25 protein-coding genes are annotated in these 23,838 nt (G+C 35.3%); 5 read left to right on the forward strand and 20 right to left on the reverse strand.

The window, feature by feature from the left end; genetic code table 11:
• Positions 1-20: 20 nt before the first annotated feature.
• The gene (gene ccpA, locus DLJ74_RS01200) at positions 21-1,022 is read right to left on the reverse strand and encodes a catabolite control protein A (protein ID WP_109983013.1); all 1,002 of its coding nucleotides are present in this window, start codon (positions 1,020-1,022) and stop codon (positions 21-23) included.
• Between the two features lie 544 nt (positions 1,023-1,566).
• Entirely contained in the window at positions 1,567-2,634 is a 1,068-nt protein-coding gene (locus DLJ74_RS01205) for a bifunctional 3-deoxy-7-phosphoheptulonate synthase/chorismate mutase (RefSeq protein ID WP_054789096.1), read from the reverse strand.
• Positions 2,635-2,787: 153 nt separating this feature from the next.
• On the opposite strand from DLJ74_RS01205, the gene DLJ74_RS01210 reads away from it, so the two are divergent.
• On the forward strand, positions 2,788-4,917 hold the full coding sequence (locus tag DLJ74_RS01210; RefSeq protein WP_109983014.1) for a cell division protein FtsA: 2,130 nt from the start codon (positions 2,788-2,790) through the stop codon (positions 4,915-4,917).
• A gap of 171 nt (positions 4,918-5,088) precedes the next feature.
• Here DLJ74_RS01210 and DLJ74_RS01215 read toward each other — a convergent pair whose 3' ends face one another.
• From DLJ74_RS01215 to DLJ74_RS01260, 10 genes are all read right to left on the reverse strand, one after another.
• A complete protein-coding gene (locus DLJ74_RS01215) occupies positions 5,089-5,523 on the reverse strand; it encodes a YtxH domain-containing protein (protein ID WP_109983015.1) in 435 nt (144 codons plus the stop codon).
• Between the two features lie 17 nt (positions 5,524-5,540).
• Entirely contained in the window at positions 5,541-5,948 is a 408-nt protein-coding gene (locus DLJ74_RS01220) for a DUF948 domain-containing protein (RefSeq protein WP_054789097.1), read from the reverse strand.
• Positions 5,949-6,109: 161 nt separating this feature from the next.
• Entirely contained in the window at positions 6,110-7,405 is a 1,296-nt protein-coding gene (murC, locus tag DLJ74_RS01225; protein ID WP_109983016.1) for a UDP-N-acetylmuramate--L-alanine ligase, read from the reverse strand.
• Between the two features lie 368 nt (positions 7,406-7,773).
• Complete coding sequence (locus tag DLJ74_RS01230) at positions 7,774-9,891, reverse strand: DNA translocase FtsK (RefSeq protein ID WP_109983017.1); 2,118 nt, start codon at positions 9,889-9,891, stop codon at positions 7,774-7,776.
• 198 nt (positions 9,892-10,089) lie between these two features.
• Positions 10,090-10,692, reverse strand: coding sequence for a YtpR family tRNA-binding protein (gene ytpR / locus DLJ74_RS01235; RefSeq protein WP_109983018.1), 603 nt, complete (start codon positions 10,690-10,692; stop codon positions 10,090-10,092).
• A gap of 21 nt (positions 10,693-10,713) precedes the next feature.
• Complete coding sequence (locus tag DLJ74_RS01240; RefSeq protein WP_054861388.1) at positions 10,714-11,517, reverse strand: DUF1444 domain-containing protein; 804 nt, start codon at positions 11,515-11,517, stop codon at positions 10,714-10,716.
• Between the two features lie 192 nt (positions 11,518-11,709).
• Positions 11,710-12,024, reverse strand: coding sequence for a thioredoxin family protein (locus tag DLJ74_RS01245; RefSeq protein WP_109983019.1), 315 nt, complete (start codon positions 12,022-12,024; stop codon positions 11,710-11,712).
• Positions 12,025-12,039: 15 nt separating this feature from the next.
• Positions 12,040-12,564 (reverse strand): hypothetical protein, encoded by a 525-nt coding sequence (locus DLJ74_RS01250; RefSeq protein ID WP_054861386.1) that lies wholly within the window; start codon positions 12,562-12,564, stop codon positions 12,040-12,042.
• An 80-nt stretch (positions 12,565-12,644) separates the two neighbouring features.
• Entirely contained in the window at positions 12,645-13,154 is a 510-nt protein-coding gene (locus DLJ74_RS01255; protein ID WP_109983020.1) for a DUF84 family protein, read from the reverse strand.
• Positions 13,155-13,159: 5 nt separating this feature from the next.
• Entirely contained in the window at positions 13,160-14,224 is a 1,065-nt protein-coding gene (locus DLJ74_RS01260) for a M42 family metallopeptidase (protein WP_109983021.1), read from the reverse strand.
• Between the two features lie 140 nt (positions 14,225-14,364).
• On the opposite strand from DLJ74_RS01260, the gene DLJ74_RS01265 reads away from it, so the two are divergent.
• A complete protein-coding gene (locus DLJ74_RS01265; RefSeq protein WP_245902234.1) occupies positions 14,365-14,670 on the forward strand; it encodes a PepSY domain-containing protein in 306 nt (101 codons plus the stop codon).
• A 110-nt stretch (positions 14,671-14,780) separates the two neighbouring features.
• Here DLJ74_RS01265 and trmB read toward each other — a convergent pair whose 3' ends face one another.
• Complete coding sequence (trmB, locus tag DLJ74_RS01270) at positions 14,781-15,422, reverse strand: tRNA (guanosine(46)-N7)-methyltransferase TrmB (protein WP_109983022.1); 642 nt, start codon at positions 15,420-15,422, stop codon at positions 14,781-14,783.
• Positions 15,423-15,510: 88 nt separating this feature from the next.
• Here trmB and DLJ74_RS01275 point away from each other — a divergent pair, with 88 nt between their 5' ends.
• Positions 15,511-15,795, forward strand: a complete 285-nt coding sequence (locus tag DLJ74_RS01275; RefSeq protein WP_109983023.1) for a YtzH-like family protein — start codon at positions 15,511-15,513, stop codon at positions 15,793-15,795.
• Here the strand turns inward: DLJ74_RS01275 and DLJ74_RS01280 are convergent.
• The 5 genes from DLJ74_RS01280 to DLJ74_RS20690 all read right to left on the reverse strand — a co-directional run bounded on the left by DLJ74_RS01280 (position 15,776) and on the right by DLJ74_RS20690 (position 19,204).
• Positions 15,776-16,573, reverse strand: coding sequence for a phosphotransferase family protein (locus tag DLJ74_RS01280; protein WP_054789108.1), 798 nt, complete (start codon positions 16,571-16,573; stop codon positions 15,776-15,778). The two genes, DLJ74_RS01275 and DLJ74_RS01280, sit on opposite strands and share 20 nt — an antisense overlap.
• A 127-nt stretch (positions 16,574-16,700) precedes the next feature.
• A complete protein-coding gene (locus tag DLJ74_RS01285) occupies positions 16,701-17,627 on the reverse strand; it encodes an NERD domain-containing protein (RefSeq protein WP_109983024.1) in 927 nt (308 codons plus the stop codon).
• A 2-nt stretch (positions 17,628-17,629) separates the two neighbouring features.
• Positions 17,630-18,187, reverse strand: coding sequence for an RNA 2',3'-cyclic phosphodiesterase (gene thpR, locus DLJ74_RS01290; RefSeq protein WP_109983025.1), 558 nt, complete (start codon positions 18,185-18,187; stop codon positions 17,630-17,632).
• Position 18,188: 1 nt separating this feature from the next.
• Positions 18,189-18,530 (reverse strand): hypothetical protein, encoded by a 342-nt coding sequence (locus DLJ74_RS20685; RefSeq protein WP_245902235.1) that lies wholly within the window; start codon positions 18,528-18,530, stop codon positions 18,189-18,191.
• Between the two features lie 146 nt (positions 18,531-18,676).
• Entirely contained in the window at positions 18,677-19,204 is a 528-nt protein-coding gene (locus DLJ74_RS20690) for a potassium channel family protein (protein WP_245902236.1), read from the reverse strand.
• A gap of 143 nt (positions 19,205-19,347) precedes the next feature.
• On the opposite strand from DLJ74_RS20690, the gene DLJ74_RS01300 reads away from it, so the two are divergent.
• Positions 19,348-19,566: an HTH domain-containing protein gene (locus DLJ74_RS01300; RefSeq protein ID WP_109983026.1), complete on the forward strand. Its 219-nt coding sequence runs from the start codon at positions 19,348-19,350 to the stop codon at positions 19,564-19,566.
• Positions 19,567-19,708: 142 nt separating this feature from the next.
• Here the strand turns inward: DLJ74_RS01300 and DLJ74_RS01305 are convergent, their stop codons facing one another.
• Positions 19,709-20,422 (reverse strand): pseudouridine synthase, encoded by a 714-nt coding sequence (locus DLJ74_RS01305; RefSeq protein WP_109983027.1) that lies wholly within the window; start codon positions 20,420-20,422, stop codon positions 19,709-19,711.
• Between the two features lie 21 nt (positions 20,423-20,443).
• Complete coding sequence (locus tag DLJ74_RS01310; protein ID WP_109983028.1) at positions 20,444-22,066, reverse strand: putative polysaccharide biosynthesis protein; 1,623 nt, start codon at positions 22,064-22,066, stop codon at positions 20,444-20,446.
• Between the two features lie 192 nt (positions 22,067-22,258).
• On the opposite strand from DLJ74_RS01310, the gene DLJ74_RS01315 reads away from it, so the two are divergent.
• Positions 22,259-23,518 (forward strand): BaiN/RdsA family NAD(P)/FAD-dependent oxidoreductase, encoded by a 1,260-nt coding sequence (locus DLJ74_RS01315; protein ID WP_109983029.1) that lies wholly within the window; start codon positions 22,259-22,261, stop codon positions 23,516-23,518.
• Positions 23,519-23,838 lie beyond the last annotated feature (320 nt).

The raw sequence follows: 23,838 nt of genomic DNA on the forward strand, positions 1-23,838 counted from the left end.
TTACACCAATAGTATCGGCATTAATTTTGTTTTGTTGAGTTTCTTTTGACAATTTGATGTGGTAAAACGACATTTTGTTCATCTACATTTTCTTTGTTCATAAATTTAGTAAGTAAACGCATAGCAACAGCACCGATATCATACATTGGCTGAACAACTGTTGTTAATGTTGGTCGAACCATTGTCGCAAGTCTCGTATTATCAAAACCAAATACTTCTACATCCTCTGGGACTTTTACCCCATTGTCTTGTAACCCGTGTATAATTCCTAAAGCAATCTCATCAGTTGCCGCAAAAACAGCCTTTGGATAATCCTTTAATTGAATAATTTGGTTTGCTGCTTGTACTCCAAATTCATAAGAAAATTCACCTTTTATTACATAATCTTCATTAACCGCTTGTTTTGCTTCGGTAATCGCTCGTTCATAACCTTTATATTTAAGCTCATTAACGACCGATTCTTCCTCCCCAGTTACGTAAATAGGATGCTTTGTCCCATTATTGATTAAGTGGGATGTCGCTTCAAATGCCGCTTGTTCATAATCAATATTAACCGATGGAATAGTCTCTGTCGCATCAATTGTAGCCGCAAGAGCAACTGGAACAGGTGATGTTTTTAGTTGTTGCACATGCTCTTCTGAAATGGTTGCTCCCATATATATGAGACCATCTACTTGTTTTTCAAACATTGTATTGATTAATCGAAGCTCTTTATCTTTATTTTGGTCAGAGTTACTTAAAATAATATTATACTTGTACATTGTAGCAATATCATCAATTCCTCGTGCTAACTCAGAGAAAAAGATACTTGAGATGTCAGGGATAATAACTCCAACCGTTGTTGTCTTTTTACTTGCTAAACCTCTTGCTACGGCATTTGGACGATATCCTAGCCGTTCAATCGTATTCAATACTTTTTTACGAGTAGCCGGTTTCACATTCGGATTACCATTCACTACTCTTGATACTGTAGCCATAGACACATTTGCTTCTCTTGCTACATCATAAATGGTTACATTCATTTTCTAAACCTCCAAAAATTATTAGTTTCATTAGTATATTTTTTCATCATCCATTACTAGTATTTATTCCACGAATTAAAACCAGTCCAAAAAGGATAGTATATCATTACTATTATAACAAAACTCATAGATTAATTTACAATATTTCGCATAAAATTCGATTTTTTTTCATATTATTCTAGCTTAAAGTATGATGAATTTCTCAAAAAAACAAGTATCCTATAAATAAATTATTTCCCTAAAGCTCGTTATCAAAACCTATGAATGCAAAAATTTTAAAGGATATACTGTTAATTTCCAGTATACACGATCCTATCCAAACTATACGACAATAAGTATCAAAATACGCAAATATATGTCATTATTGTTATATACTTAGCTTCCTACCAACATTCGTATCTTTAACTACAATGCTTAAAGCTTTTATACTTTACATGCATTGAAAAACCTCTTGCAGTCTTATTCATGCAAGAGGTTTTGCTCTGTCTTAAATTCAAGTATCACGTAAATAGAAGATGAACTTTTTCATGCAGATGCAAATCGTTTATTTTCTTTGCAATAACTCATTCATAAAGTTATGGAATGTTGGAATATCCATTTGCTGTGCGGAATCAGATAGAGCAACAGCAGGATCAGGATGCACCTCTGCCATCACACCATCAGCACCAATCGCAAGCGCTGCTTTTGCTGCTGGCAGCAATAAGTCTCTTCTACCTGTAGAGTGTGTAACATCCACCATTACTGGTAAATGTGTCTCTTGTTTTAGAATAGGTACTGCTGTTATATCTAAAGTATTTCTTGTTGCTTTTTCATATGTTCTTATACCACGCTCACAAAGAATAATTTGTCCATTCCCTTTAGAATTAATATATTCCGCAGCATTAATAAAATCAGAAATCGTAGCGGACATTCCGCGTTTTAATAATACGGGCTTATTGGTCTCTCCTGCCGCTTTCAATAATTCAAAGTTTTGCATGTTACGAGCACCAATTTGAATTACGTCAATATAATTAATGGCTTCTTCGATATGAGCAGGATTGACAATTTCACTTACGACCGCTAAACCATATTCGTCTGATACGCGTTTTAATATTTCTAAGCCCTCAAATCCTAACCCTTGGAAATCATATGGGGAGGTTCTAGGTTTAAATGCTCCACCTCGGATCAACTTCAAACCCTCTTCTTTAATGGCGCTAGCTACTTCCGCAACTTGTTCGTAGCTTTCTACCGCACATGGTCCGAAGATGAAATGTTGATTACCATCACCAAATTTGTCGCCATTTATATCAATAACAGTATCTTCTGCTTTCTTTTTACGGGAAACAAGCAATGCCTTTGAATGGTCATCCTCTTGTAATTCTAAACCAGCTTTAAAGATCTCTTTGAACAAATGAACAATTGTTGAATTTTCAAATGGTCCATTATTATTTTTAGTAATTAGATTTAGCATATCTCGCTCACGGACTGGGTCATAGCTACGATTTGCCCCTTGTTTTTCCTTTACTTGACCAGTTTCTTTCACTAGTTCAGCACGTTTATTAATTAACTCTAGTATTTCTAAGTTTATTTCATCAAGCTTTGTTCGCAGCTGATCCAATTGTTCATTACTCATTATAAATCCCCCTACTTCTATTATAAATTACTATGTTATAATTTTTATATAATTAGGGATAATTATAGCTAAAATTTTTCGTCTTGTCACCAGTTAGTTATAATATTTTTAGATAATTTAAAATTTTTTACATAACAGAGAGGAAAAACGTCTATGTCTGATCAAATGTTTGCACTTGATATTGGAACAAGATCTGTAGTTGGATTATTGATGGAGAAAGTGGATAATCAATACCAATTACTAGATTATTATGTCATTGAACATGAAGAACGGTCCATGCTAGATGGCCAAATCCATGATATCGTATCTGTATCTAATGTCATACAACGAGTAAAATCACACCTGGAACAAAAGCATGGTATAACACTAAACAAGGCTTGTGTTGCCGCAGCCGGAAGAGCCTTAAAAACAAAAAGAACACATACCACAAAAAATATTGTGAAACAGCCTTTATTAAATGAAGAGGATGTATTATTTTTAGAACTCGATGCGGTTCAAAAGGCTCAATATCAATTAGCAGAGGAAAAGTCTACGGATAAAGAAAATGATTACTATTGTGTCGGTTATTCTGTTTTGAAATATTACATTGATCAAGAAGAGATTGGCTCCTTAATTGATCAACAAGGCGATGAGGCAATGGTAGAAATTATTGCTACATTTTTACCGAGAATTGTGGTGGAATCATTGCTTTCTGCATTGCATCGCGCTAATCTTCAATTAGAGGCTTTAACTCTAGAGCCAATCGCTGCCATACATGTGTTAATCCCTCCGTCAATGCGTCGATTAAATGTAGCATTGGTGGATATTGGCGCAGGGACAAGTGATATTGCTCTTACGTCTGAAGGTGCAGTTACCGCTTATGGCATGGTTCCAAAGGCTGGTGATGAAATCACGGAAGCGATTAGTGATCATTATTTGCTCGATTTCAACCAGGCAGAAGTTTTCAAAAAGGAAATAACGAAGCATAAAACGGCAAAGGTACAAGATATTCTAGGCTTTGAACAAGAGGTAAGCTACAAAGATTTAGCAGAGGTTATAAGTCCTGCTGTAGACAATCTGACAAATGCACTAGCGGAAGAAATGCTCACATTAAACGGAACGCCACCTAAGGCTGTTATGCTTGTCGGTGGTGGAAGTCAGACGCCGGAGCTTGCTATTCGACTAGCCAATAAATTGAAGCTCCCTTCCAATCGAGTAGCAATTAGAGGAGTAGATGCGATTACTCTACTAAAACAAAATGATGATATGCCGATTGGCCCTGAATTTATTACGCCAATCGGCATAGCGATCGCAGCTAAACAGAACCCAGTTCATTATGTTACTCTTACAGTAAATGATCGTACCATACGGCTTTTTGAGATGAAGCAATTAACTGTCGCAGATTCCTTACTTGCTGCAGGCATTCAGGTTCAAAAACTTTACGGTCGACCAGGAATGGCATATATGATTGATTTTAACGGCAAACAGATGACGCTACCGGGAAGCTTTGGACAAGGCCCAACTATTTATGTTAATCAACAGAAAGCAACCATTGATACGATCATCCATGATGGTGACAATATTACGATAACAAAGGGAGTGGACGGGACAAGCCCTGAAATGACAATAGGCGAGTTTATTGGCCAACCAACTCCTATCACTATTTATTTCAATCAGAAAGAACAACACCTATCCCCGCGAATCTTTGTAAATCAGAAAAAAGTTGGTGCGGATTATCTGCTCCAGGATGGGGATCAAGTGAGTTTCAAACAACAGTTTAAGGTACAAGATGTCCTAAAGGATAATAGGATAGACAAAGACATTAATAATTCCTTCATTATTTGGGTGAATAATGAACAAATGCTCTTAAAAGATTATAGTAAGAAGCTAGTTATTAATGGAAAGCCTGCTAGTAAAGAGCAATCGATTAAAAATGGTGATCGAATCGATTTGATCTCTAACGATCATCCACTGTTAGAGGATATTCTCTTGAAATTAAATATTCCAACAGAGAAAACGATTACTGTTACTTATAATCATGAGCCTCTGGTTCTAACGAAATCGTTCATTAAAGTGAGTCGAAATGGAAAGGCAATTGAAAAAAATGCTAGGATAAATGATCAAGACAAGTTAGAAGTTACAGAATTAAAGGAAGAGCCCTTTCTATTTCAAGATATTTTCCGCCACATATCCCTTGACTTAGCCAATGTAAAAGGCAAAGTCATATTGAGAAAAAATGGAGAAAAAGTTTCCTTTTTAGATGAATTAAAAGCCAATGATGAAATAGAAATAATATTGGACTAATCAGGATAGAACTTCTTCCATTCGCTCCTCCTTTAGCGGATGCGTTAGCTTTTCTTATACTTTAGACTCAAAATTTTCACATCATCACATTACTTACTGCACTAACGTATAAACCAAAAAATATCCCGGACTTAGATAAAGTCCGGGTAACTATTTATAAAAGTCTATTTCTTAAATGTTTGTTGCATTCTCTTCTGATTCTATTTCTCGCGCTGCTTCATCAATAGCTTGAGCTACCTCTTCAGCAGCTTTTTCTGGATCATCTTCATTTTTCATTTTATCTTGGATCGTAGCTTTTGTTTCTTTTAATTTTTTCGTAATGTCTTGTGACTTCTCAGATACTACTCTTCCTATACTCTCTGATTGATCTTTTGCATAACTCTTCCATTCATTTCCTTTTTCATAGGCTACACCTTTTAATTCGTTTGCACGTTCTTTTACATAATGCGCACCTTGATTTAAATCCCCACGTAGCTCTTTACCTGATTTCGGTGCAAAAATTAGTGCTAATGATGCTCCGACAATTCCCCCAATCAGAGAGCCAATTAAAAAATCCTTACTATTAATGTTTTTGTTGTCTTCATAATTGTTTGATTGATTTGTCATTTCCAATTCCTCCTATATTATCTAGTTTTATTTTTTTTAAACATCTCTAATACTACAGTACTCCACTTAATAGCTTGTGCAGTCGTTTCTTTATTCTCCTCAGCTACTCGGTTCACTGATTTGGAAACATTTTTAATCGACTGTGTAAATTCTTTTACACTGTCACCAATGTTCTTTACTCCATCGACAAGGGTATTTAGTCTAGTTGCCTTGTCATTAATATCCTCTGCCAATTTATTGGTTTTGTTTAATAAAGCAGTTGTTTCGAGTGTAATACCTTCCATCTGTTTCTCTAGGCCTTCTAAAGTATCTGCAACATTTGCCATCGTCCTTTGTGTTTCTTTTAAAACTTTTACAAGGTAAACAACAAGAACAGCAAAGGCAATTGCAGCTATAATCGCAGCAAGGTATCCTAGTATTTCCATAAGCTCACTCCTCTTTATGTAATTATCGATTAGTTAGAAAGTTTATTATAATTATGGTATACCCGAAGACAAGATTTCTAAACAAAAAAGAAAGAAAGAAGCGAAAAAAATCTTCTTTCCTTACTTTATTCTACAAGAATTATTCATTTTCCTGCTTTTTTTTAAATGAAAATTCTTTCATAAGCATCTTGATATTTTTGAATATCTCCTGCCCCCATAAATACTAATACTCCACTAGCATGATTATTGAGTTTTTCTACTTCATCTAATTCCAATACTTTACTATTTGGGATAAGCTCCTTTAAATCTTCAATACTTAAATCAGCCTTTGTTTCTCTTGCTGAGCCAAAAATATCGCAAAGATAAATAGCGTCTGCCGCAGATAAAGAATCTCCAAATTCTTTTAAGAATGTCTTTGTTCTTGAGAACGTATGTGGTTGAAAAATAGCGACAATTTCTTTGTCTGGATATTTTTTTCTTGCTGCTTCGATTGTTGCTTCAATTTCTTTCGGATGATGGGCATAATCATCCACCAATACTTGTTTGTTCCATTTTTTTTCTGAAAAGCGCCTTTTAACACCAGTGAAAGACACTATCTCTTTAATTTGTGCTGGATTCATCTCTTCATAATGACAAATTGCAATCACAGCTAATGCATTTAAAATATTATGTGTACCGAATGTATTAATTTCAAAGGTATCATAAAAAGTATTTCGAACATAGACATCAAAAACTGTTCTTTGATTCTCTATTCGAATACTTTTTGCTTGAAAATCATTGTTATCGTTTAAACCATAATATAATACGGGAACTTTTGCTTGAATAGATTGAAGATATTCATCATCACCACAAGCGATAATTCCTTTTTTGACGTTTTCTGCCATCTCTTGAAAAGCAGAATAGACATCCTCAATATCCTTAAAATAGTCCGGATGGTCAAAATCAATATTTGTCATAATTGCGTAATCTGGCTGATACGCCAAGAAATGGCGTCTATACTCACAAGCTTCAAAAACAAAATACTTACTTTCAGGTGCTCCCTTACCTGTACCATCACCAATTAAATAAGAGATAGGGAAGGATGCTTCCAATACGTGTGCTAATAAACCTGTGGTAGAGGTTTTGCCGTGAGCTCCAGTAACTGCAATACTCGTATATTTCCCGAGCCATTCTCCCAAAAATTCATGATAACGATAAAAGGGTAAACCCAGCCGTTTTGCCTCTTTGATTTCCTCATGATCCTCTTTAAATGCATTACCTGCAATAATAATAAGTCCTTCTTTAATATTTTCTTTTGAAAAAGACAGGATTGGTATATCTCTTTTTTCTAATTGGTCTTGTGTAAAAATATATTGATCAATATCAGAACCTTGTACTTGCATCCCTGTATCAGATAAAATTTGCGCAAGTGAACTCATACCAGTTCCTTTTATACCAACAAAATGGTAAATTCCCATAAAATGAACCTCCAACATCTGTAATCTCTCGTAAGTTCGGCTGATCATTCAGACAAACTGACCTTCTTAATTTTTCCCTTCTTCCTTCAATGGCGAAGAGAATTCTCTTCTTGTTATTTGACTGCGAAACCTAGAATGGCTTTTCGAAAACGCCCAGTCGAATAAATGGATTAATTTTTTGTTATCTTATTATTTATGAAATCCTTACGTATAAATTCATTAAATAGTAAGGGCATCGTTATGTTTCATTTGTCTGTTGTCATATTATATACAATTTGCCTAGCTGACGTTCATCTAGACTAAAAATCCAATAGATCTATCATAAAACAATCCCATCTATTCGACAAGTCTTTCCTTATTCAATGCATCTATTGCTCAAAGATTTCACTTTTACTCACTAACACTTCTCGGGGCTTACTACCATTTTGTCCAGAAATTATGCCGTCCTGTTCTAGCGAGTCAATCAAACGTGCCGCTCTGTTGTAACCAATTTTAAAACGCCGTTGAAGTAATGAAGCACTAGCGCCATTATGATCCAAAACAAATTCTATCGCTTCCGAATACAATTCATCACGCTCCTCAGATGAATCAATTTGTTGAATCAATTGCTCCTGTTCGAATAGATAATTAGGTGATGCCATTTGTTTAACATAGTGAGTAATTCTTTCAATTTCCTCGTCAGATACGAAAGCGCCTTGTATTCTCCTTGTTTCACCAGAGCCATTTTCAATAAATAACATGTCCCCTTTTCCAAGTAGCTTCTCGGCTCCAGCTACATCTAGAATCGTTCTCGAATCAACTTGTGATGAAACACTAAAAGCTATTCTCGTCGGTATATTGGCTTTAATCAAACCAGTGATGACATCCACCGAAGGTCTTTGAGTAGCGATTAATAAATGTATTCCACACGCTCTAGCTTTTTGCGCAATTCGACAAATAGCATCTTCTACATCCTGAGGTGATGTCATCATTAGATCAGCAAGCTCATCTATTACAATGACAATATAAGGTAATTTTTCAGTGGTGCGATTTTGCTGGACCATTTTTTCATTATATCGTGTTAAATCCCGTACCCGTTCTTCGACAAACAATTGATACCGGTTCTCCATCTCACTAACAGCCCATTTAAGCGAGGAAGTTGCCGCTTTTACATCAGTAATTACTGGTGCTACTAAATGGGGAATCTCATTATATGGTGTCAGCTCTACCATTTTCGGATCTATTAATAAAAATTTCACTTCTTCATGATTCGCCTTGTAAAGCATACTAATTAATATCGTGTTAATACAAACACTTTTTCCTGAACCCGTAGCCCCTGCAATCAGGCCGTGTGGCATTTTCTGCAAATCTGTTACTACCGCATTCCCCTCGATATCAGCCCCTAGTGCAACCGTAAGTGGAGAGGGTTGATCCTGAAATTCTTTCGATTCTAGCATGCGTTGTAGGAATACTGGTTCAGACTTTGCATTAGGCACCTCAATTCCGATGGTATTTTTACCTGGAATGGGAGCTTCCATTCGAATATCCTTTGCTGCAAGATTTAATTTGATGTCATCCGATAAATTCTTTATTTTACTTACCTTCACGCCAGGCTCTGGTTGAATTTCAAATCTCGTAACAGAAGGTCCTTGTGTAGCACCTACTACCTTCGCCTTGATATGAAAATACCGTAATGTTGTTTGTAAAATTTCCGCCTGCTTCCTCACCCATTCCTCATGATTCACCTCTTCATGATCAGAAGCATCATTCAGTAAATGTAATGGTACCTTTTTCACGATATTATTTGACATCTGATTTGGTCTATTCGGCATATTCCTCTGTCTATCGGCTAACACCTTTTTATCTCTCGGTGTCATCATGACATTGATTGGCTTTTTCGAAAATGACCTTTCCTTGTTTAATTTCTGGTGTGATAAGGGTTGTGCTTCGATCGTTCTTTCAGGCTGATGATTAGATAAATGAGTTTCTCTTTCATCGAATGACCTACTAACAGATTCATCTTGTTTGTTTTCGTTCGGCATCTCATCTGTTCCAAGGGCTCGATGAGTATTCTCTAAAACCTTCTCTGTCTGTAGCTCTTGTATAGCCTTAGTATGTACTTCTTGAGCAGGTGCATTGGCTTTAGGCTCCTCCTTTCCCATTTCCTTTGGCACATCTCTTCTATCTATCGTGCTTGGCTCCGTTTGCTTATAACCACGGAAGCCATGGACTGGAGAAGGAACATCACTTGCTTTAAATGGCTGTGTTCTCTCTTGAAACGGTTTATCTCTTTCCTCGTTATGCTCTTTTGTTTTTTGTACCTTTTTTGTATTTGGTTCTATAGCCTTCGGTTGATTATGCTTATTTTTAGGATATTGATAAGATATTTTTGATTCTATTGTTTTATGTCCAAAGCTTCTTATCTGTCGATGATCGGTATTTTTTTCGGTTTTCTCTAATTCCTCATCGAACAAATTATTCCACTTATTCTTAAATTCCTTCCACATCGTACGTTCACTCACTTCCTCAAATTGGTACGATAAGTTTCCATCCTAACTATTTTAGCATGAATCATTGTTAATGAATAGCAGCTGATGAAACTTAACTTTTCAAAAGATTGAAAAATTCTAAAATCCTCCATAACTTCAAGAATTTTTCTCCATAAATTATAAGGAAAAAGAAAACCTTTGTTCATGGACAAAGGCTTATAGCTGAAATTCTTCTCCTATTTTCATGTTTTCATTTAATACGTAGATTCCTTTTTCTTTTGGAGCGTTAGGAATGCCCAATTCTTTCTGAGAACAGATCATACCAAATGAATCTATTCCTCTAAGATTTGACTCCTTAATTTCCATACCGCTAGGCATAATCGCCCCAACCTTTGCTACGACTACTTTTTGTCCTTCCTGCACGTTGGGGGCACCACATACGATTTGTAGTGTTTCCGTACCAACATCTACTTTACATACCTTTAGTTTATCGGCATTTTCATGTAGTGCAGTCGATTGAACATGCCCCACCACAAATTTAGGGGAAAGATCAAGCTCTAAATCATCCTCCACTCCATTTTGTTGAAATGCATGTTTTATTTCACTTAAAAGAGATTCAGTTACTTTTAATTTTCCTTGTTCCAAAGAAGCAAAATAAGTGGATGCTTGGAAAATATTATAGCCAATAATTTGATTAGTTTCTCTATCCATTATTTTCACAATGTCTTGTTTTCTTTCAAAATCAATTTTGTCATTGGTTGATTTAATCGGAAAAAGTAACACATCTCCAATACCTTGTTTATTATAAAAAGCATACATTTCTTCGTTCTTCCCTTCGGTTTATTTTTTTGGTTTGTTTTTTGCCAGAATAAATATAGGTTCTAAATGCTTGTTGTCATAAACGAATGGCAATGAAGTAATAGGAACTCGTCCTTCAGCAAAGAATTTCATATTCATCTGTGCGATAATATCATAACCGGTTTCGTTTTGGATATCTGCAACAATCAGTACATCCTGATGAGGAACGGCGACAACTAATTCCCCAAGTGCGTTAGCTTTCATTTCCTCCAAGTAGGATTCATTTAATATACGGCTGGCATCATAGCCATCTTGAGTTGCAATAAAGTAATAATCATTTCCAGCAACTGTGTCTTTTTTACTATCTATGTCTAAAGATCGTAGATTAAATATCGATATCTCTCTTAACCTTTCCTTCGTCCAGCCTTGTTCCTCTAACATTTTTTCATCAATTAGTTGGTAGGTTGTTCCAAGATCAAGGGCATAATAAATATTCGTTTCCGCAGTATGTTCGGAATAAACTAACTTGATACCCGCCTTTGTCTTCTTTGGAAATGAAGTTGCACGAATTACTGGAAAGATATTCTTTTCCTTTCCATCTAACTCATGCTCTTCATGCATCATTTTTAAAGATTCCGATACATGAAACTGAAGCTCGTCTAATGCTTTGTTTCCTCTTTGTTCATATTTTGTAATCACATTGGGAATTTGGATCGAAACACCTTGCTTCGTGTCCTTCCACTCTACTCGATAAATATCTTTATCTCTTAAAAAGGATACACGCCATGCTTCATTTATAAAAAGCTCGTCTAATTTTTTTTTCATTTTTAATGTAGTCATCTTCATTTTTAGCATCCTCCTTCTAGGAAGAAAACAACCAATCTTCATTTTAGCATGTAGAACTTCATGGAATCAAGAAAATGAGCGAATGATTGATCTGCTTAAGATTCTAGCAAGTACACCACTGCTAATTTCCGTTAAGATTTCATTAGACATAAAAAGAGCCTATCTTTATGATAAGCCCTTTTCATCGATTAATTAAAATAAATCTGTTAAAAAAGTTTCAATTTCTTCCTGTGTTTTGCGATCTTTACTTACGAACCGATCAACTTCTTGACCTTTGTCGAATGCTAAAAAGCTTGGAATGCCGAATATATCATATTCTGCACAAATATCGATAAATTGATCTCGATCAACGGAAACAAATTGATACGTATTAAATTTTTCTTCTATTTCCGGTAAGACTGGTTCGATGATACGACAATCTGGGCACCAACCAGCTGTAAATAGAAAGATGACTCTTTCCCCTTGGATCAATTCGTTAAATTGTTGTTCTGATTGTAATGGCTGCAATGTATAAACCTCCAATTATTGATGATTTTCATAGGCAATGGAATTAGCGATAAGCATCATTTGTTTAGCATCCTCCGCTAACCGACCCTTCTCACTAATTGTAGTAATTTTGACACCACCTACTCCAATCTGGAGCTGTAGCATCTCTTCTTCATCCTCTAAAATATGAATATAACCGAAACGATCCTTTTTTTCAAACGATTCGAGCACTGTATAATCGCTTTCCTTCGCAGCCTCATAATTTAAACGGCTCATTCTATCCTCTAAGGCATTGTAAAACAAAATGTACGTTTGATCATCCCTAATTAAAATAAGGTTATTTTTCGTTTGTTTTTCAATGTCATATTCTTCCGGTAAATAAAAGGAAAAACGATCTGTTTCCTCATTGGGCTCAACAGTTGTATTATCAAAATTCTCTTCCGCTACCTTAATTGCCTCTGATAAGACTTCCTCTGTTGGCTCTATGCTCAAGATACTAATTGCTACGACACAAACTAGTAATACACAAATTACTGCCAATCCTGGCGCATTTACCTTCATAGAGATCCTCCTGATCATATAGTCCTATATTCCCCATTATAATCATACTTTTTTTTCTTTATCTAAACAAGAGGAATTTTTTAATTCTTTTTTCCTATATGCGATGATTGATACTGTCCTTTCAAAAGTAAGGATACATGTACAAACATCTCTTCTCTTGATACCTCTCCATTTGTAAACACACCGATTGCACCTAAATGATGACGAATATCTTCTTCGTGTGTTAGATTAGCCATTATTTCACTTAACTCCAAACCCTTTACTAATTTTTGTTCTATTATTTCCGGTAAGGGTATTTTAGCCCCACTGGCTATAAATAATTCATCTGATGGTGTTACTAATGCACCCCAATTGCAAAGAAAAAGCTGGTTGTTAAGATAAGTAACGCCACCTTCTAATCCGATCCCAAATGATGTATCATTCCGACACGCTCTTGCTCGATTAATCGCCCCTTCTAATGTTTCTTCCTCGCTCCTAGGCTGTCCACTAACCTGTGAGGAAACCTCTTTACTTTCCACGCTAGCTTCTGTAAAAACTCGTTTTACTGCATTTACTTTTGCTTTATTAAAAGAACCAACAATCATGTTCATTTTTTTTAATACTTCCTTATTTGGTCTACTGTATTTTGGTTTGTTGTTTTAACGAGATGAACGAGTAATTCTTTCGCTGCTTGATAATCATCTACGTGAATGATGGAAGCATGTGTATGAATATAGCGTGAACAAATGCCAATAACAGCGGATGGTACACCTTGATTAGACAAATGTACCGCACCAGCATCTGTCCCACCTTGTGATACAAAATACTGATATGGAATGTTATGTGATTCTGCAGTATCTAAAACAAACTCACGAATTCCTTTATGTGTAATCATGGAACGATCGAAGATTCTAAGTAAAGCCCCCTTTCCTAGCTGACCAAATTCTTTTTTATCACCTGACATATCATTTGCAGGCGATGCATCTAGTGCATAAAAAATATCTGGTTCGATCATATTCGCTGCTACTTTTGCACCTCTTAGTCCTACCTCTTCTTGGACAGTTGCTCCCGAATAAAGCTGATTTGGTAAACTTTCTCCCTTTAATTCCTTTAATAGCTCAATCGCTAAACCACAGCCATAGCGATTATCCCAAGCCTTGGCTAATATTTTTTTACGATTAGCCATCGGGGTAAAAGAAGATACAGGTATGATCGATTGTCCTGGTTTAATTCCCATTTTTTTAGCATCTTCTTTGTCATCTGCTCCGACATCAATTAACATGTTTTTCTGTTCCATCGGTTTTTTTCTTTCTTCTGCTGTGAGGAGATGTGGTGGAATCGATCCAACTACCCCAACTACTTTATCATGCTCTGTCATAATTTCTACTCTTTGAGATAATAAAACCTGGGACCACCACCCACCAAGTGGTTGAAATCTAATCATCCCATTTTCGGTTATTTGTGTCACCATAAAGGCTACTTCATCCATATGACCTGCAACCATAACCTTAGGTCCCTTACCATGCTTCAGACCAAATATACCGCCCAATTTATCTTGGATAATTTCATCCGCATATTTTTCAAGCTCTTTGCGCATAAAATCACGCACTTGGTGTTCATTACCCGATGCTCCAGGTAACTCTGTTAATTCACGAAATAATTGTATTGTTTCTTGATTCACAAACAAGCACCCTCTTTTATCATTTTCTTAACTATAACACTTTTTTTATTTTCATTAAAATACTTGCATTTTTTTAATATTTCTATTTACACTAAAGGAAAGTGCAAACATCTATCATTGTCATAATGTAGGAGGATACTGTGAAAACAAATAAATGGATACTGGCAGTTGTAGTTGGGTTTATACTAGGTTATACCATTCAGAAGAAAACTAATCAGTGGATTAAGCCAGAAAATGCTCTTAAAATGGCCAAACAAAAATTTCAGCAACAATATGATGTAAGTGGTTCGTGGATTTATATGAAACCTGAGCAATATCAAATCCATGGGCTAACCTATGATGTATACCATGGTGGAATTACCAAGCATGTAGACGGGCAACATATTTCTTTAGAGTTTTTTGTCGATGCTAAAACAGGATCAGTTATTCAAACAAAAACAGAGTGAGTATATTCGACCACACGGACATCTCCTAGGTGCGAAGAGCGCAGTTAGATCAAAAAAAAGAGCTAAGTCTAAGCTTAGCTCTTTTTTTATTTAAAGTAATGTACGGACATCTAGCTCTTAAGTTTAGCGACACAACGATAAATCGGTAGTCCTTTTGCTGAAAATTTCTCTTCATACTCTGTTTTTATATTATTTGGATCATCTTCTGCATGAAGATCTAACGTAACATCCTCTAACACAAAGCCGAATTTTGAAAAGCTAGTTAGTGAATATTCAAACAACCCTCTGTTGTCTGTTTTTAATATAATCTGGCCACTTTTTTTCATAATAGCTTTATATTGTTCTAAAAAAGCTGGAAACGTTAATCGACGTTTTTCATGACGATTTTTCGGCCAAGGATCAGAGAAATTCAAATATAGTGTGTCAATCTCGCCTTCTGCAAACAACTCGGATAAGTTTTCAGCATTTTCATTTAATAAACGAACATTATGAATATCAGTTTCTTTTACCTTTTCAACAGCAGACACAATAATACTTTTGACTACTTCTAATCCGATAAAATTAATTTCCGGATATTGTTTTGCCATTCCTACAATAAATTGACCTTTTCCTGTACCTATTTCTAAATGAATAGGCTTCTCACTTTCAAATAAACTTTTCCAGTTTCCTTTGAATTGTTTTGGTTCAGGCTCGATGATATCTTTATTCTTGTTCAAATATTCATCCGCCCAAGGCTTATGTCTTGCTCTCATTTAAGTGTTCTCCTTTAAAAAAAAGCTATTCTATCGATAGAATAAATCCATAACTTTTGTATAAGCTAAGGATAAAGGTGGGATATTTATGACGTTAAATACACAACATCAATTGGATTTATTGCATGATTTATTAAGCCTACATGCCGAAGAAGGCTGTGGTAGTTCTTCCGAATGTGAGCAAATCGCTCGATTAGTGGAATCACTCCAGCAAAAAACAGACCTACCACATTCTAAACTAATGGAAAACTTCACCGGTATTTATCAATACGGTACAGATGGTGCCAATTCAGAAGATTTAGATCAGCACATCATAAACAATCAAACATCTATTCAGGGATGGTTAGAAACGATTAAAGATTCCAATTATTAACTTGATAAAGAAGCTGATTTAGTTCCATTAAATGTTGATGGGCTTCTTTTTCTTTTCGATGCTGATAATTCCAAACGTAACCGATAATTGCATCAATTATAAGGTACCAATGCATCCGTTGCATCAAATGTGTACTATTTTCTACACCATAATAAGCTAACCATTGGTTCCAATCCTCCATCGGAATATAGGACTGGAGAATTCGACCAATGTCCATTGCTGGATCACCAACACGCGCATTGTCCCAATCAATTAAATAGAGCTCTCCGTTCTCAGAAAGCATCCAATTGTGATGATCTAAATCGCAGTGACAAACAACTTGATGATCGATATGAATATAAGGTAGGCGGCTTTCTAAGTATTTATATGCCTTATAAAGGACTAATGTTTGAATTGAATTATTTTGAATAAGTTCTTTCACTGTTTTCAGACTATTTTCAGGGGTTACTTCTGTTTTTTCAATCCTTAAAAGCATATCCAATAATTCAGAGGAATGATGTATTTTACTAAGCAATTTGGCTACTTTAGGGTGTTGCATTTCTTCATTATTTAATGCTTTACCGTCTAACCATTGCTGTGCCGTAACAACATCTCCATTTTCTAAACGCTTTGTCCAGACAAGCTTCGGGACAATGCCTTGTGCTGACAATACTGCTAAAAATGGGGATGAGTTGCGTTTAAGAAACAATTGCTTTTGTTCCGAATGAGCGTAGTATGCTGCACCAGTAGAACCACCTGCAGATACGATTTTCCAGTTTTCTCCCAATATATGTTCCACAGCAGTCACCCTCAATTCCTCTCACAAAAATCTGTCTATTTATTATTCCGAAAAATAGGGAATAGTAATAATAGATTACCGCAAAAGTAGACAACTTTTCAAGTAAAAAATGAGATTTTTTCTAAATTTATAAGAAATTATGTCTGTTCATGTCATTATTTTTTTCTTCTTCCTGCTGCCACTCCGGTCTTTTAAACGATTTTGTTTCGCAATATTTTACAATTAAATCAGCAGCTTTCAATTGATTATGCTTAAAGGGTGAAATGAACTTCTGTTTTGCTATTAACCAATCCTCATGTTCCTCTTTACCTACATATTCTGTTTGATAAGGCTCTGTGAGGTATTCGAATACATTCGTTCTAGAGAGGACGACTTTTTTTATCGGAAATTCAACGTCATGCTTTGCTAAAATTGCTCGAATAATTCTTTCCATTCTTTGCAAGGAAATGAGTGGACTTAGCATCTTTGCCTGAACATTATTCTCCTCTATGTACCAAAAACGATTATCCTTTGCTGTAATTCTTCTATCGTAGGATTTTTCTAAAAGTGTGATCACCTCAATTCCAACAGGACTAATCAAGATAATTTCCCCATCCAATAAATGATTTTTCAATTTAAAAATGGGGGAATAAAGGATTAAAAAGGTATCAGGTATCCGTTGTAGAAAGTATTTCAATCGTTCATCATGGTAAAAATCCTTCTCCAAGAATGACATTTCATGTGTAGTAGAAGATGCCCATTTTAGTTGAAATGGCAATAACTTATCAAGGAAATATTGCTTCAATTCCTTTTCACCCTCTGGTAGGTCCAATTTCCGAGCCTGTTCCTCCTTAACCATTTCCTCTTCCTTCCCTTTAAAAAGAGTAGGCCATTTGGTATTGTGTTTCTCTTTCTCCTCTAAAATCTCCACTGGTTGATCATTCTTTTGTTCCTGCCAAAGCTCCCTTAGTCGATTCCAATTTTCCATTTTTAGACGACTGTATTGACTAGGATAATGGTACATATCTTTTTCGTATCGAGAAATATAGTTTTTTAATTTAATTAATTGCGCCAAGTTCAACACCCTCTCTGTAATGGGATGACCTTTATAGGTTGATATTTTATCTCTTTTTGTGGATTTATCTGATATAAGGCGACTTCAGAAAGATAAATTAATTTGTTCAGTTTAAGATTAAATATATTCTTATCTATCTTTTCGGTCTTTCCTGTCCACTTTTTCGCTATAGTGATATGTGGATGATACTCTCTACTATCTACTGGGATTTCGATCTCTTTACAAATCGCCTTTATGGCTAAATATAGTTTTTCTAATTCTTGTGCTTTATCAACACTTGCGTATAAAACTTTCGGTCTATCCTCACGTCCAAAATAGTCCAAACCTGTAATTTGCGTAGCGAATGCTGGTAGCTTTTCAACGCGATTTAGAAGGTCCATCAATTGGTTCCGCTTTTCTTCCTTGATTCCCCCCAAAAATTGAAGTGTAATATGATAATCTTGCTTATGTACCCATGTTTTATAAGGCAGATGATATTTATTGATATCGGGTTTCCATGAATCGAGCCATTCTTTAGTGGAATGATCCAGCTTCATTGCAATAAAATAATGGAAAGACATATTACACCTCCTCCAGAATCCGTTGATGTGATTCTGAATCACAAATTACATATAGCTCTGCATCTTTAGGAATAGTATGATCGAGCATTCGATTTATGTTTAACTGGTCACGATCTGCTACTAAAGTCGCACCTTTTTCAAGTAATGCATCAAACGCATCTCGATAGGTTTTCCATTTAGAATGAGTGGGAATATAGTATAAGTCGTCACCTTCAGCGTGTTTTAATAGTTGAGAAAAAATATTAGATATTCCTTTTCTAAAGGCGGACCTAACAAATAAAGAAGAAATCGTTTCATGTGAAAGGATAAATTCATCCACATTCATATATTTAAAATTTTTCATATGAATTTCTTCCATAATTTCCACTATCGTATATACCTCTGGCGCTATCGACTCAATGGTAGAAGCAATCAAGAGTGTTTTTCCATCTGCTAATTGGCCGTTTTCGATTTTATCATCTGCAAAAACTAAGACTGTATTCGCTTCTTTTATATTGGCTTTTCTAAGACGTTTCTTTCAGAAGCATTCCCCTGAATATAATGAATATTGTGATCTAATATCGGTGCTTTTTCCAGTTCATCAATGATAATAATTTCAATATTTTTGTCTGTATTAATCATTTCTCTTATCGCATATTTTGCTTTTTGAGACCATCCGATAATAATATAATGATTCTTTCCTTTATACATTATTTCACCTTCTTCTCTTCTTTTACGGTAGATTGCAAATGCTTCGATAATCTTCCCTAATACCAATCCTATAAGTGCGATACCAAAAAGGTACAAAAATACCCCAATAAGTCGACCTCCAATCGACACTGGATAAAAATCTCCATAGCCAACTGTTGTAACAGTCGTCATCACCCACCATAGCCCGTCAAAAAAGGTCGGAAAGGTTTCACGCTCGACTAGCATAATTAACCAAGCTGTCGAAACAATAAGTAGCAAGCTAACGATGAAAATGGCTAAATTTGAGATATGAACAACCTTCGTTAAAAATTTTCTTATTAAATACATCGTGCAACCACCTTTCATCTTTTAATTATCTGTAAATATTCACAATTACGCTAGAAATATTTCTTCGATAAGTGTAAAATAAGGTTAGGCAACATGAATAGAATGATAGTAATTGGATTCGATAACTTTTAAGGAGTGATTCTTTGAGTCAATCAACCACCCGTATGCTATCTCGTGTTAAATCAGTCTATCTTTTTATTAAAGAGAATGGATGTGTAACCACAAACGAAATAGCAGAAGAGTTTGGTATTACAGACCGTACTGTACAGCGAGATTTACACTTATTAGCTTATAACGGGCTTGTCAATAGCCCAAATCGGGGACGTTGGGAAATCACAAAGAAAAAAGTAAAGATATCGTAAAATTTTAAATATATATATAATAAAATTCAATTTTAAACCAGCATATAAAGAATGCTGGTTTTTTTATCATCATGCTAAATCAATGGTCGTAAGCAGCATTCAATCAGGGATGACCGATCTACATTAATTGAATACTACTAACCTATCCCTTCGTTTCCTCTAAAATATTTTGTATCTCCTGATCAGTGAGAGCACGATACTGCCCCAATTTTAAGGTTGAGTCAAGTTCCAGTGATCCCATCGTTAACCTTTTTAAATACAACACTTCTTTACCAACAGCTTCAAACATTCGTTTTACTTGGTGAAACTTTCCTTCTGTTATCGTAACTTCTATTTCCGAAACTTCTTTTGCCTTAAGAATCTTCAGTTTGGCTGGCTTTGTAATATAATCACCAATATCCACTCCTTGTAAAAATTCTGCTACATCATTTTCTGTGACAAATCCAGAGATTTTCGCAAAATAGGTTTTGTCTACATGTTTTTTTGGTGATAAGAGCTCATGAGCCAATTGCCCATCATTTGTTAATAATAATAATCCTTCCGTATTCTTGTCCAACCTACCAACTGGAAATGGTGAACGGGCCTGGTCCTCTGTCTTCAAAAGGTCTAACACTGTCTTTTGTTCTTGATCTCTTGTAGCTGAGAGGTAACCTGAAGGCTTATGGAGCATAAAATAAACATATTTTTGGTACTCCACTACCTGACCATTACATTCAATTCTATCAAATTCTGGGTCAATCGAAAGATTTGATTTTATTATTTTCCCATTAACAGAGACTGATTTCTTCTTGATCAGCTCTTTCACTTCTTTTCTACTTCCAATCCCCATATTAGCCAATAGCTTATCAAGACGCATTTTAATTGTCCCCCAATATAATCATCGTCTGAAGATTCGATCTAAGATCGGTATTCGTTTACCGACTATTCGTTCAAAAAGCGTAGACATATAACCGAAGTACATATAGAATGTTCCACCTATAAATACGGCAATTATTGTAATGACAAAAGCAATCAATTGCCCATCATTGTAGGAAATAAAGAATCCAAACAACCATTTTACAAGCAATAACAATATCGCCATAACAATGGTAAAGATTAGCATTAATAGCGATAATTTTCGAAATCTTCGATAGCTGAATTTGAGTGAAGTTTTGATTCTCCACAAGTTTAAGAAAACAGCAACACTTGTTGCCAGTAATGTCGTAATAACTGCTCCTTTTTCAGCAAGTAATTGAATCATTAAAGAGTTTAAAAGGATTTTTATTAATATACCTGCTGATAGACTAATCAATGTGAATTTTTGTTGTTCAATTCCTTGTAAAATAGAACAGGTTACGGTGAAGAAGGCAAAGGTTAATGCAGTCGGGGCATACCAAGCAAATAAAGGTCCAGCAATCGAAATATTATCAATGCCAAACAATCCCCCATAGATTTCATGTGATAAAATGACTAACCCTGCAACCGCTGGTAAGACAAAGAACATAATTATTTGCAATGATTGATTAATCTGTTTATTTAACCGATCGACCTGGTTTAGATTAAAGGATTTAGTTATTTCAGGAATCAATGCCAATGAAAGTCCTGTAGCAATGGTTACAGGAATTAAAATTACTTTATGACCTTGCACATTGAAAACAGAATAAGCGATTGTGGAAATATCCCCTTTTCCAATAGCAACCATTGCCTTATCGAAAGTAATTAAATCGACCAATTGATACAGTGAGGTTGCAATTCCGACTAAAACAAATGGTCCAGCATACTGGAATAATTCCTTTAATAGCTTTGATCTAGGTATCCTTACTTTTTTCTTTTGTTGATCTAGTTTTTCAGATAGAAATCTTTTTCTATTTTTCCAGTACATTAATAATACGACCCATGAAGCAATGGCACCTACAAAGGCGGAAAATGTCGCCAACCCGACAGCGGTAGAATTAGAACCATCCCATACCACCTTAATTAAAAATACACCAATTAGTAAAAAGGTAATTCTTGCAATCTGTTCAATTACTTGTGATACAGCAGTCGGTCCCATGGACTGATTCCCTTGAAAAAAGCCCCGCATGATCGACATGCTCGGGATTATAATTAAAGCAAAGCTTACCATTTGTATAACATGGGCTGCATCTTCTAAAGAAATTTCCTTTTTTTCTTCAGCTAAAAATAATTTAGCAATGACATCCGCACCAAAGTACATAATGAAGAAGGCTACTATACCTGTTATGAACATTAATACCGTACCAAGTTTAAATATTCGCATACTTGTATAATAATCATCTAATGAATTATATTTCGATACAAACTTAGAAACAGCTAAAGGTACCCCAACTGTCGATACACTAATTAATATGCTATATGGTGTATACGCAAATCCATATAAAGTCATTCCCGTTTCTCCAACAATGTTAGTGAAGGGTATAACATAAATCATCCCTAAAAATTTAGAGAGAAAACTTGCTGCAGTTAACAACATCGTTCCTCGTATAAAATTCGAGCTTGACATTTTTTCACCTAAATTCTACAAATTCGTCTAACATTTTTATTCTATCATAAACTACTTAGTGAATGGTATCGATTCATGACGAAATAAGGCATTAGTAATGGTTTAGCTCTATAAGAAGTTGACATTTACTACTGAAGTAAATTAGTTTATGATTAGGTAATGAGATTCACATTAGAAAGTAGGTTATCTTGTATGACATATCAGGTTACCGTTATTGGTGGAGGTCCTTCCGGCTTAATGGCAGCAATTGCTGCAGCTGAACAGGGAGCAAGCACCTTATTAATTGAAAAAGGAAATAAGTTAGGGAAAAAACTGGCTATCTCTGGTGGGGGCAGGTGCAATGTTACAAACCGGCTACCAAAAGAAGAAGTGATTAAACATATTCCAGGTAACGGAAAATTCTTATATAGTCCTTTCTCTATTTTCGATAATTATGACATTATTGAATATTTTGAAGGCTTAGGTGTTGCATTAAAAGAGGAAGACCATGGAAGGATGTTTCCTGTCAGTAATAAAGCAATGGACGTCGTCAATGCGCTACTAAACGAATTACGAAAATACGAAGTGACTATACGCAAGAAAACGGCTGTTCAAGCGATAGATTATGGAGATTCCAACCATCGAGTTATTTTAGAAAATGGGGAGAAAATCGAAACAAAGTCTATAGTCATTGCTGCAGGTGGAAAGGCAGTTCCACATACCGGTTCGACAGGAGATGCATTTCCTTGGGCTAAAAAAGCTGGACATACGGTAACAGATTTGTATCCGACTGAAGTCCCTATTCTTTCTAATGAGTCATTTATACGATCCAAAACTCTACAAGGACTCTCCTTGAGAAATGTAGAGTTATCTGTATATGATGCTAATAGAAAGAAGGTGATCTCACACCAAATGGATATGCTGTTTACCCATTTTGGAATTTCAGGTCCGGCTACTTTAAGATGTTCACAATTTATTGTAAAACTACTCCGATCTGGCTTAGAAAAAGTTCAAGTATCGATTGATGCTATTCCTGAAGAAGGCAAAGAAAAATTACTTAATGAAATTCTCTTAAAAATTCAAGAAAACCCTAAAAGAAGTGTTAAAAATTTGCTAAAAGGTATTGTGCCAGAAAGATATTTAGATTTTATCTTAAACAAAAATAACCTTGAACCACAGTTGAATACTGGTAACATTTCCCGGGAAATGGTAATTTCCATAGTAAATGATCTGAAAGATTTTCGGTTTGATGTACATGGGAGTCTACCTCTTGAAAAAGCATTCGTTACAGGTGGAGGTGTCTCCATTAAAGAAATTGTCCCTAGTACCATGCAATCAAAGCTAATGAATGGACTTTATTTTTGTGGAGAGGTTTTAGATATCCACGGTTATACAGGTGGATATAACATTACGGCAGCCCTTGTCACTGGAAGAGTAGCTGGAATGCACGCAGCATGGGAAAGCTTGGGGTAATTCTTTTGAAAACAAAAAACTAATGGAGATCTTTATATTCGTTTATGTACATTGCGGAAAAAAATCAGCTGTTTAGCAACTATTACAATGTTTAGTGTCCATTACCCTGAAACTCAATCCCAAAAATTGAAATGGGGTTCTATGGACATTTAATATTGTGAATTCATTCCAAAATAATGGAGAAAAATTAGTTGCAAGCCCACCACATATTTTTTTATAAAAAAAGGTTTCTTAATGTAGCTTTTGATATGCTCCCCCTAAAGTAGACACTTAAAAAAGTAAAACTACTTTAGGGGGATTTTTATGCGTTTAAATAGTAA

Source organism: Gracilibacillus dipsosauri (assembly GCF_003176895.1).
Taxonomy (GTDB): domain Bacteria; phylum Bacillota; class Bacilli; order Bacillales; family Amphibacillaceae; genus Gracilibacillus; species Gracilibacillus dipsosauri.

Bases quoted from the DNA above. Each gene is read 5' to 3' on its own strand.
- DLJ74_RS20685 (WP_245902235.1), bottom strand. From the start codon at position 18,530: ATGAAAAATTTTAAATATATGAATGTGGATGAATTTATCCTTTCACAT.
- DLJ74_RS20690 (WP_245902236.1), bottom strand. From the start codon at position 19,204: ATGTATTTAATAAGAAAATTTTTAACGAAGGTTGTTCATATCTCAAAT.
- ytpR (WP_109983018.1), bottom strand. From the start codon at position 10,692: ATGTATGCTTTTTATAATAAACAAGGTATTGGAGATGTGTTACTTTTT.
- DLJ74_RS01305 (WP_109983027.1), bottom strand. From the start codon at position 20,422: ATGCGTCTTGATAAGCTATTGGCTAATATGGGGATTGGAAGTAGAAAA.
- DLJ74_RS01255 (WP_109983020.1), bottom strand. From the start codon at position 13,154: ATGAACATGATTGTTGGTTCTTTTAATAAAGCAAAAGTAAATGCAGTA.
- trmB (WP_109983022.1), bottom strand. From the start codon at position 15,422: ATGAGAGCAAGACATAAGCCTTGGGCGGATGAATATTTGAACAAGAAT.
- DLJ74_RS01205 (WP_054789096.1), bottom strand. From the start codon at position 2,634: ATGAGTAATGAACAATTGGATCAGCTGCGAACAAAGCTTGATGAAATA.
- thpR (WP_109983025.1), bottom strand. From the start codon at position 18,187: ATGTCTTTCCATTATTTTATTGCAATGAAGCTGGATCATTCCACTAAA.
- DLJ74_RS01220 (WP_054789097.1), bottom strand. From the start codon at position 5,948: ATGGAAATACTAGGATACCTTGCTGCGATTATAGCTGCAATTGCCTTT.
- DLJ74_RS01215 (WP_109983015.1), bottom strand. From the start codon at position 5,523: ATGACAAATCAATCAAACAATTATGAAGACAACAAAAACATTAATAGT.
- DLJ74_RS01210 (WP_109983014.1), top strand. From the start codon at position 2,788: ATGTCTGATCAAATGTTTGCACTTGATATTGGAACAAGATCTGTAGTT.
- DLJ74_RS01275 (WP_109983023.1), top strand. From the start codon at position 15,511: ATGACGTTAAATACACAACATCAATTGGATTTATTGCATGATTTATTA.
- DLJ74_RS01250 (WP_054861386.1), bottom strand. From the start codon at position 12,564: ATGAAGGTAAATGCGCCAGGATTGGCAGTAATTTGTGTATTACTAGTT.
- murC (WP_109983016.1), bottom strand. From the start codon at position 7,405: ATGGGAATTTACCATTTTGTTGGTATAAAAGGAACTGGTATGAGTTCA.
- DLJ74_RS01310 (WP_109983028.1), bottom strand. From the start codon at position 22,066: ATGTCAAGCTCGAATTTTATACGAGGAACGATGTTGTTAACTGCAGCA.
- DLJ74_RS01230 (WP_109983017.1), bottom strand. From the start codon at position 9,891: ATGTGGAAGGAATTTAAGAATAAGTGGAATAATTTGTTCGATGAGGAA.
- DLJ74_RS01315 (WP_109983029.1), top strand. From the start codon at position 22,259: ATGACATATCAGGTTACCGTTATTGGTGGAGGTCCTTCCGGCTTAATG.
- DLJ74_RS01240 (WP_054861388.1), bottom strand. From the start codon at position 11,517: ATGAAGATGACTACATTAAAAATGAAAAAAAAATTAGACGAGCTTTTT.
- ccpA (WP_109983013.1), bottom strand. From the start codon at position 1,022: ATGAATGTAACCATTTATGATGTAGCAAGAGAAGCAAATGTGTCTATG.